This is a genomic window from Desulfovibrio sp. SGI.102 (assembly GCF_050314315.1).
Lineage (GTDB): Bacteria > Desulfobacterota > Desulfovibrionia > Desulfovibrionales > Desulfovibrionaceae > Desulfovibrio.
Map to the genome: position 1 here is coordinate 1 of NZ_JBNPNC010000061.1, position 12,776 is coordinate 12,776.

General features: G+C 62.8%; 10 protein-coding genes. 9 read left to right on the plus strand and 1 reads right to left on the minus strand.

Features of this window, described 5'->3' with window-relative positions; all coding sequences use genetic code 11:
- Window positions 1–509: 509 nt before the first annotated feature.
- The 3 genes from rplM (at window position 510) to ACQRCJ_RS10835 (ending at window position 3,391) form a co-directional block, all read left to right on the plus strand.
- Complete coding sequence (gene rplM, locus ACQRCJ_RS10825) at window positions 510–944, plus strand: 50S ribosomal protein L13 (RefSeq protein ID WP_072331677.1); 435 nt, start codon at window positions 510–512, stop codon at window positions 942–944.
- Window positions 945–956: 12 nt separating this feature from the next.
- Window positions 957–1,349 carry a 30S ribosomal protein S9 gene (gene rpsI, locus ACQRCJ_RS10830; RefSeq protein WP_006004313.1) on the plus strand — a complete coding sequence of 131 codons (393 nt, stop codon included), beginning with the start codon at window positions 957–959 and terminating at the stop codon, window positions 1,347–1,349.
- A gap of 290 nt (window positions 1,350–1,639) precedes the next feature.
- Window positions 1,640–3,391, plus strand: coding sequence for a YcaO-like family protein (locus tag ACQRCJ_RS10835; RefSeq protein ID WP_418735305.1), 1,752 nt, complete (start codon window positions 1,640–1,642; stop codon window positions 3,389–3,391).
- A 330-nt stretch (window positions 3,392–3,721) separates the two neighbouring features.
- Here ACQRCJ_RS10835 and dsdC read toward each other — a convergent pair whose 3' ends face one another.
- Complete coding sequence (gene dsdC, locus ACQRCJ_RS10840; protein ID WP_168934850.1) at window positions 3,722–4,717, minus strand: DNA-binding transcriptional regulator DsdC; 996 nt, start codon at window positions 4,715–4,717, stop codon at window positions 3,722–3,724.
- A gap of 458 nt (window positions 4,718–5,175) precedes the next feature.
- Here dsdC and ACQRCJ_RS10845 point away from each other — a divergent pair, with 458 nt between their 5' ends.
- From ACQRCJ_RS10845 to ACQRCJ_RS10870, 6 genes are all read left to right on the plus strand, one after another.
- Window positions 5,176–6,312: an ABC transporter substrate-binding protein gene (locus tag ACQRCJ_RS10845; RefSeq protein ID WP_168934851.1), complete on the plus strand. Its 1,137-nt coding sequence runs from the start codon at window positions 5,176–5,178 to the stop codon at window positions 6,310–6,312.
- 95 nt (window positions 6,313–6,407) lie between these two features.
- Complete coding sequence (locus ACQRCJ_RS10850; RefSeq protein WP_006004323.1) at window positions 6,408–7,301, plus strand: branched-chain amino acid ABC transporter permease; 894 nt, start codon at window positions 6,408–6,410, stop codon at window positions 7,299–7,301.
- Entirely contained in the window at window positions 7,301–8,335 is a 1,035-nt protein-coding gene (locus ACQRCJ_RS10855; protein ID WP_168934852.1) for a branched-chain amino acid ABC transporter permease, read from the plus strand. The genes ACQRCJ_RS10850 and ACQRCJ_RS10855 overlap by 1 nt, the downstream gene beginning before the upstream one ends.
- Window positions 8,332–9,117 carry an ABC transporter ATP-binding protein gene (locus ACQRCJ_RS10860; RefSeq protein ID WP_168934853.1) on the plus strand — a complete coding sequence of 262 codons (786 nt, stop codon included), beginning with the start codon at window positions 8,332–8,334 and terminating at the stop codon, window positions 9,115–9,117. Before ACQRCJ_RS10855 ends, ACQRCJ_RS10860 begins: the two co-directional genes overlap by 4 nt.
- Window position 9,118: 1 nt before the next feature.
- A complete protein-coding gene (locus tag ACQRCJ_RS10865; protein WP_006004328.1) occupies window positions 9,119–9,841 on the plus strand; it encodes an ABC transporter ATP-binding protein in 723 nt (240 codons plus the stop codon).
- A gap of 280 nt (window positions 9,842–10,121) precedes the next feature.
- Window positions 10,122–12,776: M16 family metallopeptidase (locus tag ACQRCJ_RS10870; RefSeq protein ID WP_427799792.1), on the plus strand; the 2,655-nt coding region annotated here is incomplete at its 3' end.

The window sequence follows — 12,776 nt, forward strand, 5'->3', positions numbered from 1 at the left end:
GTTGCCGACATGGAGGCACCTGTTTGGGAGAAGGGGGACTCGTGTGGATCGGGGCCCCTTTCTCCCAGATCTTTTTCTGCGTGAGCTTGGGGAAGCGGTCGGAACATGCAGTTCTTTCCGCGTTTTTCCCCGTTCGTATCCGCGAGTCCCAAAGGGTAGGGGACCGGTGCCTTTTGGGGGGCAGTCTGTCCGCCTTTTGGGCAGCAGCTGCTGGCCCCGTAAAAGCGGGTCGCAAAATACCAATATTTTCAAATGGTTTTTGTCTTGGTACAAATTTTTGGCAAAAAAAGGATGACAGCCGGAGCATTTTGATATACACCAACCCGCAGCCGTCTGGAATACGGCACAAATTTGGCATTCCGTCGTGAATGCTTGACAAGTTGCGCGCTTTGCGATAAAGAGCGCTTTCTTTGTGAGCGATACTGTCGTCACCCGTTAGGCGGCACGTCGCAGACGGATTTTCCGCCGCTTGATGGCTACTGAGATAAGTAGATGAGGAGTTCATCCCGATGAAGACGTTCAGCCCCACCCCGAAAGACATCAACCACGAATGGTTTGTGGTTGACGCCCAGGATCAGGTGCTGGGTCGTCTGGCCAGCCAGATCGCCCACCGCCTGCGCGGCAAGCATAAGCCCGAATTTGCCCGTCACATGGACAACGGCGACTTTATCGTCGTGGTCAACTGCGAAAAGATCAAGGTGACCGGCACCAAGATGGCCCACAAGAACTACTATCGCCACTCCGGTTGGGTGGGCGGTCTGAAGACCACCTCCCTGGGCGATATGCTGGCTTCCAAGCCCGAGCGCGTGCTCATGGCCGCTGTGCGTGGCATGCTGCCCAAGAACCGTCTGGGCCGCGCCATGCTGAAGAAGCTCAAGATTTACGCGGGTCCCGAACACCCGCACACGGCTCAGAACCCGCAGCCGCTGACCCTGCCTTACTAAGGAGCGCACGTCATGAGCGACAAATTCGAATACGGCACCGGCCGCCGCAAGACCGCCACTGCCCGCACCCGCGTCTACGCTGGCTCCGGCAACATCACGGTGAACGGTCGTGCCTTTGAAGATTACTTCCCCCGCAAGACCCTGCAGATGATCATCCGTCAGCCCCTCGTGCTGTCCAAGCTGGCTGAAAAGCTGGATGTGCGCGTCAACGTGGCTGGCGGCGGCGTGGCCGGTCAGGCCGAAGCCGTGCGTCACGGTATTTCCCGCGCCCTGCTGCTGGTGGATCCCGCCCTTCGTCCTATCCTGAAGAAGGCCGGCTTCCTGACCCGCGATGCGCGTAAGAAGGAACGCAAAAAGTACGGTCTGCGCGCTGCCCGCGCTCGTTACCAGTACTCGAAGCGTTAATCCGCACTCCGGATTACGGAACCTCAAGGGGTGGGCCATTGTTGGCCCACCCCTTTTCTGTTATCTTCCGCCCGTCCTGTCCCGGGGAGAGGGGCGGCCGTGTCCGTTGCTTCACGGTCTTGCCGCCTCTGTCTCCTGCCGTTGTGTCCGTGCCCCTGTCTTCCTGCAGGGCCGTATCGGCATCCCCCATCCCGCCTTGTCGGCGGATGACGGGCCGGTCGCGCCTCCGGCGTTGGGCCGCACGCCCCGGGATGTTGTCGCCATCTTTTTGCCATGAGGTTTTCCACGCCATGCCCGTGATCCCCGAAGGCATCGCCTATGCCTATACCCACGAGACGACCCAGGCCACGACCGGCTATTTTTCCTGCCAGCCGCCCGCATCCCTGACCCTGCCCCAGGCGCTGGCCCGTCTGGAGGCCACGCCCTTCGATGATTTTTTGCGCCAGCACTGCCTGCGCCAGCTGAGCCGCCGTTCGCCGGAGGAGATCAAAAATCTGGCCGATGAACTGTACGACCGCGAGACGGACAGTTTCCGGCGCATGGGGCTTGCCGGCCTGCTGCTGGAGTGCTCGCTGCTGGTGCCCGAGCTGGCCCATTGCTGCGATGGCTTCCCCGAAGATGCCCTGCAGCGGCTGACACTGTCCTCCTCCCTGATCTATCTGCGCGCTGCCAGCCGGAAGGACTTTGGCCTCATGCAGGCCTGGAGCGCCCATTTTGCCGACAACATCGCCCGGCACCACATGCTGCCGCACTGGGAAGAACTGGAGCTGGAACTGCCCTACAGTGAAGAAGAGCTGGAGGTCTGCCGCGAAGGCCTGCGGGCCCGGGCCGGGATGCTGGAGCGGGAATACGCCCGCATGCAGGCGGAAGACCTGCCGCGCCTTGAGCGCCGTCCGGCACAGGAGACCTACGAGCAGGCCGTCAATGCTTTGCTGGAGAACGACGTCCTGGCCGGGCAGGAGATGCGTCACCAGGCTTCGCTGTCTCCCATCGCGCTGCTGCGCTCCTGGAAGGTGGATCTGGCCGTGGATTGCGGCCGCATGCGTCACAGTCTGCGCGGCGAGGCCACGGCCTACGGGCGCGGTCTTTCCCTGGCTGCGGCCCGGGCCTCCTACGCCATGGAGATCGTGGAACGGGCCAGCAGCTATGTGAGCGTGGTCCGTACCGGCGAGCACACCTTCGAGGTGACGAACCGCCGCCGGCCCATGCCGCTGATCCATGCTTCCTGCGCCAAGCTGCGGTCCCAGGGCAAGGATTTCCTGCCCCTGTCCTCCCTGCCGCTGGAAACGCCTTTCGAGGACTATGTGCCCCTGTACTGGCTGGAGGCCCGCGATCCCGAGGGCAAGACCGTGCTGGTGCCCGCGCAGGCGGTCTTCCTGTTCTGCAATCTGGACGAGCAGTCCCTGTTCCTGGCCGGTGGCTCCACGGGCCTGGCCTCCGGCAATACCGAGGCCGAAGCCCGGCTGGCGGCGCTCACGGAGATCGTGGAGCGTGACGCCGAGGCCACCACGCCCTTCAGCCGTGAGGGCTGCTTCGTGCTCAAGAGCCGTGACGAACGTTTGCAGGCCCTGCTGGACGATTACGCGGCCCGCGGCATCCAGATCCAGTTCCAGGACATCACCACGGAGCTGGGCGTGCCGGTCTACCGCTGCTTCGCCATGAGCCGTCGCGGCGAGGTGGCACAGGCCACGGGCGCCAACCTGTGCGGCAGCCGGGCCGCGCTGGCGGCCCTGACCGAAGTGCCCTGGCCCTATCCGTATGGCGAACCGACGGGGCCCGCTCTGGGCGGCCTGCCGGTGCGCTGGCTGGAAGATCTGCCCGACTACAGTCTGCCGTCGGCCGAAGCTTCCTGCAAGCTGCTGGAAAAGACGCTGTGCGCCCAGGGCCGTACGCCCCTGTATGTGGACATCTCCCGCAAGGATCTGGACATGCCTGTGGTGCGTGCCCTGGTCCCCGGTCTGGAACTCACCGCCGACTTCGACCGCTTCTCCCGCCCCTCGCTGCGCCTTCTGGCCCGTTACACGGCCCGCTGGCAGAAGTAGGAATCTGAACGGGGGAGGAGCCCCCTTTTGCTTGCGGCAAAAAGTGGGTTCCTCCCCATGCCCCTCCTTCCCCAAAATCCGCCATACGGGGAGGCACCGTATCCTGGAAACATGGCCCGCCCCCGGGGCGCGTGGTCCAAATGTGATTTTTGAATAATGCGGGAAGCGGATGGCAGCGGCCATCCCGCGGCCATGAAAAAAGGACGCCTTGGCGTCCTTTTTTTGTGGCCTGATAAAAGTTTTTGGGAGGAAAGAGGGGAGCGCGAGGGGGAAAGGAGGACCTTTTTCCAAAAAGGTCTCCTTTCCCCCTCGCTCAAATGTCTCTTCCTGCTAGGCGTGCATCAGGCGGGCAAGAGCCGCATTGCTCTGCTGGCCTTTTTCTTCCAGCCAGTCCAGGAAGCCCTGGAGCTTGGGGGAAGGATTGGTATGACGGGGCCAGGCGGCGTAGTAGGAGCGGAACGCCGTGGTGGGCGGCAGGTCGGGGAAGGGGGTGACCAGCTTTTGTTCCGCCAGCAGGGGAGCGATGAGGCTACAGCGCCCCAGAGCCACGCCCAGGCCGTGGCTGGCGGCCACGGAAGCCCCGTAGGTATGGTCGAAGGTGACGAAGTTCAGGCAGTTGGAGATGTCCACATGGTTCCTGTCGGCCCATTCCTGCCATTCGGCCGTGGTGGCGGCATAATGCCAGGCGGCGGAGTCATGGAGCAGGGTGCAGGCGGGCAGGTTCTCGGGATGGCCTATCAGGTCGTGCTTTTGCGCGTACTCGGGGGAGCAGACGGGCAGGGTGGCCTCGTCCATGAACTTGCGTGAGGTCAGGCCGCTGACGTGGCTCTCGGCATAATACAGGGCCACGTCCACCGTGGAGTCCCCGTGGAAATCTATGGGAGCGTTGCCGGTACGTACATGCAGCTGCATGGAGGGGTAGCGCTGCTGGAAGTCGCTCAGCTGGGGGATGAGCCAGGCCAGGGCCAGGCTGGGGGCGGCATAGATGGTCAGGGAGCTGAAGTCGTCCTGCAGCAGCTGGGTGATCTCCTCATAGATCTTCTGGAAAGCATTGAGGTAGACGTCGCGCAGGCGCTCGCCCTCCGGTGTCAGGGAGACGGCGCGGGTCAGGCGGTTGAACAGCGGGAAGCCCAGCTCCTTTTCCAGGCGGGCGATACGGTGGCTGACAGCGCCGGAGGTCAGGCCAAGATGCCGGGCAGCGGCCTTGAAGCTCATGTAACGGGCCGCGATGGCGAAGGTCTTGATGTTGATGAGGCTGGCGTCATCGTTGAGGACGCGGGCGATGCTGCGGGAACGCTGACGGTTTTTGCTGTCGGGAAGCGTCACATTGTCTCCTTGGAGATCCCGCCCGAAAGGGCAGGGGATGCGGACAGATATATGTCGAGAAGGGGATATTCCTTTCTTCATGGGCTTTCGTCAATACGGACAGGGCGGCCGGCGCAGGAGGATACGGGGCAGAGATGAGATTTATTCAACCATGGAGCACTATGGGGGATTGTTTAAAAAATAATGTTATTACAATATGTTATGTGTAATAAAAAATCAAAACGCAAATTATCGAAAAAAGGCCTTGGCGCTTGGCGTGAAAGAGGATAAATTTTTTCAACTGCGGATGAACCATTTTGCATGAGGTCATGCGCAGAGATTTTTCGGCTTGGGGTTTATGGCCAAATTCAACCGGCAAATTGCGCAATGGGGGGATTTGGTGTATCTCAACAGGAATAGCCCTGGAAAAGGATCACCGGGGCGAGCTCTTTCACCCTCCAAGACCTGGGAGATGATTTATGAAACTGGGCAAATTCGTTGGCTTGGCGCTGATGGCTCTGACCCTGGGGCTGGCCGGCCAGTCCCTGGCTGCTGAACCCATCAAGATCGGCGTGTACCTGCCCCTGACCGGTCAGAATGCCTTTGGCGGCCAGCTCGAGCTGGAAGGTGTGCAGCTGGCTCTGAAGGACATGCCTGAAGTGCTGGGCCGCCCCATTGAACTGGTTGTGGTGGACAACAAGTCCGACAAGGTGGAAGCCGCCAACGCCGTCAAGCGCCTGGTGGAACGCGACAAGGTCGTGGCCCTGATCGGTACCTACGGTTCCTCTCTGGCCATGGCCGGTGCTGAAGTGGCCGAAAAGGCCAAGGTGCCCGGCGTGGGTACCTCCTGCACCAGCCCCCTGGTGACCCAGGGCAAGAAGTACTACTTCCGCGCCTGCTTCATCGACCCCTATCAGGGTGCCGCTGCCGCCACCTATGCCTATGAGAACCTGGGCCTGCGCAAGGCCGCCGTGCTCATGGACATGACCAACGACTACGCCGTGGGCCTGTCCAGCTTCTTCACCCGCTCCTTCAAGAAGCTGGGTGGCGAAGTGGTGGCCAACCTCAAGTACAGCTCCGGTGACCAGGACTTCACTGCCCAGCTCACCGAACTGATCGCCAAAAAGCCCGAGATCGTCTTCATGCCCGCCTACTTCGCTGAAGGCGCCATCATCATGAAGCAGGCCCGCGAACTGGGCGCCACCTTCCGCTTGATGGGCGCCGACGCCATGGACAACCCCGACACCGTGAAGCTGGCTGGCAAGGCTGCGGAAGGCTTCCTGCACACCACCTTCCCCTACGATGCCAAGATGCCCAACATGAGCGCCGAAGCCAAAAAGTTCACCGAAGCCTGGAACAAGGCCTATCCTGAAAAGGAAACCAACGTGAACGGCGCCCTGGGTTACAACTGTCTGTTCCTGATCGTTGACGCCATCAAGCGCGCCAACTCCGCCGAACCCGCCGCCATCACCAAGGCCCTGGCCGCGACCAAGAACCTGGTGACCCCGCTGGGTACCCTGACCATCAATGCCAGCCACGACGCCGAAATGCCCGTGGGCATTATTGAGTACAAGGACGGCAAGCGCGTTTATCTGACCGAAGTCACTCCCAAGTAAGGGAATCCGTCTGTTCACGGCGGGGCTCCGACGGGCCCCGCCGTTCCGTCTTCGCGCCCCTTCGGGCGGGATAAAGCTTATTTCCAGGTGGCCCCATGACCCTTGACATGTTTTTGCAGCACTGTTTCAACGCCTTGACGCTAGGCTCGCTCTACGCGCTGATCGCCATTGGCTATACCATGGTCTACGGCATTCTGCGCCTGATCAACTTTGCCCACGGCGATATCTTGATGGTCGGGGCTTACTTCGTCTTTTTCGGCACTTTCGCCTATGGCTGGCCCTGGGGTGTGGCCGCCATCATCGCCATCCTCGGCGCCAGCGTGCTGGGTGTGGTGGTGGAACGCGTGGCCTACCGGCCCTTGCGTGACGCGCCCAGAATTTCGGCGCTCATCAGCGCCATCGCCGTTTCCTTCTTCATCGAAAGTCTGGCCGTGGTGGTCTTCACCGGCCAGCCCCGGCCCGTGCTGCAGCCCGACTGGCTGCTCTCGGTCTGGCAGTTCGGTGATGTGCGCATCCTCAAACTCACGGCCTTCGTGCCGGTCATGACCATCGTGCTGGTGGCGCTCCTGCTCTACATCGTGCACCACACCAAGCCCGGCCTGGCCATGCGCGCCATCTCCAAGGATATCGAGACCACGCGTCTTCTGGGGGTGCGGGTGGACAACATCATCGCCTTCACCTTCTTCATCGGTTCCGCCCTGGCTGCCGCGTCGGGCATCATGTGGGCCCTGCGCTATCCGCAGGTGCACCCCTACATGGGCATCATGCCCGGCCTCAAGGCCTTCATCGCGGCCGTGTTCGGCGGCATCGGCTCCATCCCCGGCGCCGTTATCGGTGGCGTGGCCCTGGGCTTTGTGGAAATCATGACCGTGGCCTTCATGCCGGAGCTTTCGGGCTTCCGTGATGCCTTCGCCTTCATCCTGCTGGTGCTGGTGCTTGTGTTCAAGCCCACGGGCCTGCTGGGCGAGCGCATGGAGGAGAAGATCTAATGCGCTTCAATCAAACGACCCTGCTCAACATCGCGCTTATCGTCATCTTCGGTCTGGCCCTGACCCAGGCCGAGGCCTATATGGGCGACTATCAGATCTACATCCTCAAACTGATCTTCATCAACGCCATCCTGGCCCTGTCGCTCAACCTGATCTATGGCTTCACCGGCCTGTTCTCGCTGGGCCATGCCGGCTTCATGGCCATCGGCGCCTATGTGGGCGCCCTGTGTACCCTGCTGCCGGAACAGAAAGAGATCATGTGGATCCTGGATCCCATCATCTGGCCTTTCTCGGTGCTGCATACGCCCTTCTGGGTGGCGGTCATCGCCGGCGGTCTGGTGGCCATGATCTTCGCCTTCATCATCGCCGTGCCCGTGCTGCGGCTGGGTGACGACTACCTGGGTATCGCCACCCTGGGCTTCGCCGAGATCATCCGCGTGGTCATCGTCAACGCCACGTCCATCACCAACGGTTCGCTGGGCATCAAGGGCATCCCCGGCGAGGCGACCCTGCTGACCTGTTACATCTGGACAGTCATTACGCTGGTGGTGCTGTCACGGCTCATATTCAGCAATTTCGGCAACGTATTGCGCTGCATACGCGATAACGAGATCGCCGCGGGCGTCATGGGCATCAACGTGTTCCGCTACAAAGTGCTCTCCTTCTGCGTGGGGGCCTTCTTCGCGGGCGTGGGCGGCGCGCTGCTGGGCAGCCACCTGTCCACCATCGACCCCAAGATGTTCAACTTCCTGCTGACCTTCAACGTGCTGATGTTCGTGGTGGCCGGCGGCCTGGGCTCGCTGACCGGCAGCCTGCTGGGCGCCACCATCGTCACCATCCTGCTGGAATGGCTGCGCGCCATCGAGGAGCCCATGGACTTCGGCGTGTTCGAGATCCCGGGCATCCCCGGCATGCGCATGGTGGTCTTCTCGCTCATCCTGCTGGCCATCATTTTGTTCCGGCGTGAGGGCATCATGGGCACCCGTGAGATCACCTGGAAAACCATCTTTTCGCTGGGGAGGCGCAAGGCATGAGTGCAAGCAAAGTCCAGCCCATCCTGACGGCTGAAAACGTGACCATGCGCTTTGGCGGCGTGACGGCCGTCAGCGACCTTTCCCTGAAGGTGGACGAGGGCAGCATCGTGGGCGTCATCGGTCCCAACGGTGCGGGCAAGACCACCCTGTTCAACGTGCTGAGCGGTTTCTATACGCCGCAGGAAGGCGACGTGCGCTTTGCGGGCAAGAGCATCCGCGGCCGCAAGCCGTTCGAGATCTGTCGCATGGGCATGGCCCGTACCTTCCAGAACATCCGTCTTTCGCCGCACATGAGCGTGCTGGAGAACGTGATGGTGGGCTGTCATGTGCGCCGCCGCTGCCCCTGGTGGATGGCGCCGCTGGGCCTGCCCACGTATTACAAGGAAGAAAAGGCCATCACGGACAAGGCCCGCGACCTGGTGGAGCATCTGAACCTGGCCGAATACATGGACGAGAAGGCGGGCAGCCTGCCTTACGGGGCGCAGCGCCGCCTGGAGATCGCCCGTGCCCTGGCCACGGAACCGCGTCTGCTCCTGCTGGACGAACCCGCCGCCGGCATGAACCCGCAGGAAAGTATCGAGCTCATGCACTTCATCCAGGCCATCCGTGACCATTTCGACCTGACCATCCTGCTTATCGAACATGACATGAAGGTGGTCATGGGCGTGTGCCAGTACATCTGGGTGATGGAATACGGTGCGCTTATCGCACACGGCGACCCGGACGCCATTCGCAGCAATCCCGAGGTCATCCGGGCCTATCTGGGCGAGGACGTGGTGTAGTATGCTGAAAATCAGGGATCTTTACGTTCGTTACGGCGGCATCGAAGCCGTGCAGGGTGTCAGCCTGGACATCAAGCGCGGCAGCATCGTCACGCTGGTGGGCGCCAACGGCGCCGGCAAGAGCAGTATCATCCGTTCCATCGCCGGCCTGAACAAGAATATCAGCGGCGAGATCTCGCTGACCCGCAAGGAAGGCGACGAACCTGTCTCCCTCATCGGCCTCAAGCCCGAGGAGATGGTGCGGCGGGGCATCTCGCTTTCGCCGGAAGGCCGTCGCATCCTGCCTCATCTGACCGTGGTGGAGAACCTGCGCCTGGGCGCTTATTCGCGTACCGACAAGGACGGCATCAACGAGGACATCGAGCGTGTCTATGCGTTGTTCCCCCGCCTGAAGGAACGCCACTGGCAGAAGGGCGGCACGCTTTCGGGCGGTGAACAGCAGATGCTGGCCGTGGGCCGCGCGCTCATGAGCCGTCCGGACATGATCATGCTCGACGAGCCCTCGCTGGGTCTGGCCCCGCTGCTGGTCAAGGAGATCTTCAACATCATCCGCCGCATCAACGAGGACGGCATGACCGTGCTGCTGGTGGAGCAGAACGCGTTCGCGGCCCTTTCCGTGGCCCATTACGCCTACATCCTCGAAGTGGGCCGCGTGGTGCTGGAGGGCACCGGCCAGGAACTGCTGGAGAACCCCAAGGTCAAGGAAGCCTATCTGGGCGGCTAGTTCCGGCATCATCGACATGCAGGGGAGGGGATGTTTCCGCAAGGGACGCCCCTCCTTTTTTTATGCATGGCGGCAGGGGAGCACGGATCCCGTCGCTTCGGCTTTCGTGCCCGTCATCACACAGGGGCTTCGGCTCTTGTCAGGCGGGCCTTCTGACATTACTGTCCGAAAACGGAGGATGCAGGACCGGCTGCCGTCAGGCAGGGGGACCGGTCCGTGCTGTTCCCCGGATGTCTTCGGAGGGGCCGGAGACGTCCGCAACCCTTCATAAGGAGTACCCATGCTGCGCATTTCTCGCCATGCATTGCTCATCCTTCTGCTGGGGATCCTGCTTTTGCCGCAGCTCGCCGTTGCCGCGCCGCAGGCCGCCCCGGCCAATCCTTCAACCTCTGGTAACGACACCATGCTCGTCCGCCTCAAGAACGGCCTGACGGTCTACATCATCCGGGACAGCCGCTTCCCGCTGGTCTGCACGCGCCTGTTCGTAGGCACGGGTTCCACCAACGAGACCGCCGAGCAGGCGGGCATCAGCCATGTGCTGGAGCATATGGTCTTCAAGGGTACGGAGAAGCGTCCCAAGGGGCAGGTGGCCCGGGATGTGGAATCCCTGGGCGGCTACCTCAACGCGGCCACCAGCTTCGACAAGACCTGGTTCATCACCGACATGCCCGCCAAGCACTGGAAGACGGGCATGGACGTGGTCAAGGACATGGCCTTCCATCCTTCGCTGGATCCGGCCGAGCTGGAAGCGGAAAAGGACGTCATCGTTTCCGAACTCAAGGGCGGTGACGACACGCCCACCCGCCGCCTGTTCGAGGACCTGCAGGTGGCCGGCCTGGCCCACACGGTCTACGGGCGCCCCATCATCGGCTTTGAAAAGACCATCCGGGCCGTGACCGCGGACGACCTGCGGGCCTATATCCGTACCTGGTACCAGCCGCAGAACATGATGCTGCTGGTGGCCGGCGACATCGATCCCAAGGCCGTGCTGGCCCACGCCGAAGAGCTGTTCGGCGACCTGAAGAACGACACCATCCTGCCCGAGCCCGCTCCCGTGCAGCTGGAAGGCGCCGCGGGCGGTCCCCGTGTCGAGGTGACGTACGGGCCGTGGAACAAGGTCTATCTGGGCATCGCCCTGCCTGCCCCCGCCCTGGGCGACCAGCGCTCCATCGACCTGGACGTGCTGGCCTATGCGCTGGGCGGCGACGGTACCTCGCAGTTCTATCGCAAGTACCGTTACGAGAAGCAGCTGGTGGACAGCATCAGCGTCGGCAACATGAGCCTCAACCGCGCGGGCCTGTTCTATATGGTCGCCCAGCTGGATGCGGACAAGGTTGAGCCTTTCTGGCAGGAGTTCACCCGCGATCTGGCCGCGCTGGACGCCGGCAAGATCACGCCCGACGTCATCGAGCGGGCCCGCTTCAATTACGAGGACGGCATGGACCGCGCCAGCGAGACCCTGGACGGCCTGACCTCGTGGAAGGCCACGGTACAGTTCGAGCTGGGCGGGCCGCAGGGTGAAGCCAATGTGCGTCATGCGCTGGCCGCCGTGGACAGCGCGCGCCTGCGTCAGGCCCAGGATCTCTGGCTGCGCCCCGACCAGGTGCGCGTGCGCGTGCTGGCGCCCGAAAAGGCCAAGCTGCCCGATCTGGATGCCATTTTGCAGCGCAACTGGCCCGCGCCTGCCGTGGAGCGGCAAAAGGCCGCTGCTGCCGCGGAAAAGGTGGGCAAGCGCGAGATCGTCGATCTGGGGCAGGGCCGTACCGTGATCCTGCAGCCGGACCGCACCATCCCCTATGTGTCGCTGGAGATCCTGCGCCCCGGCGGCAATGCGCTGCTCAAGCCTGCCGACCAGGGCCTGGCCCAGCTCACGGCCGCCACCCTGACCGACGGTTGCGGCACGCGTGACCTGGATGCCATGGAACGCTTCGTGGCCGAACGCGCCGCTTCCCTGAGTGCCTCGGCGGGCGTGCAGAGCTTCACCGTTTCCCTGACGGGCCCGGCCCGCTTCAATGCCGATTACTTCGCCCTGCTGGGCGATCTGCTGCACAAGCCCACCTTTGCCGAAAAGGACGTGCGCCGTCAGGCCGATACGCTGAAGGCGGCCCTGGTGCGCCGTCAGGACAATCCCATGAGCTTCATGGGTTCCAAGATCAACGGTTTCCTCTTCCCCGGCGGCCAGCCCTACGGCTTTGACGGCCTGGGCACGGCGGAGAACCAGGACCGTTTCGGTCCCGGGGACGTGCAGGCCTTCTGGAAGCAGCAGAATGCCCAGCCGTGGATCCTTTCCGTGGCCGGGGACTTCGACCGGGAAAAGGTGCTGGCTTTTGCCCGCAGCCTGCCCGTGCCCACCGCGCCTGCCGTGGATGTGCCCCAGCCGACCTGGGGTGCCGACAAGCGTCTGCCCCTGTCCCTGCCCGGTCGCCAGCAGGCCCATCTGCTGCTGGCCTTCCATGCCGTGCCGCTGGACCATCCCGACGCTCCGGCGCTCATGCTGCTGGAATCGGTGCTTTCCGGCCAGAGCGGCCTGCTGTTCAACAAGCTGCGTGACGAGCAGGGCCTGGGCTACACGGTGACGGCCTTTTACCGCAGCCTGCCCGAAGCCGGTTTCATGGCCTTCTATATCGGGACCACGCCCCGCAATCTGGATGTGGCCCGGCAGGGCTTCAGCGGCATCATCAAGGACATCAAGACCGATCTGCTGCCCGCCGAGCTGCTGGCCAAGGGCCTGAACCGCATGGAAGGCAGCTATTATCGTGGTCGCCAGAGCCTGGGCGCGCGGGCCGACGAGGCCGCCAGCGAACGTTTGCTGGGCCAGCCCCAGGACTTCCAGAAGCGTTTGCTGGAAAAGGCCGCCAAGGTGACGCCGGAGCAGCTGCGCGAGGTCGCCCGCAAGTACTTGCTGGTGGACAAGATGTATGAAGTGACCCTGCTG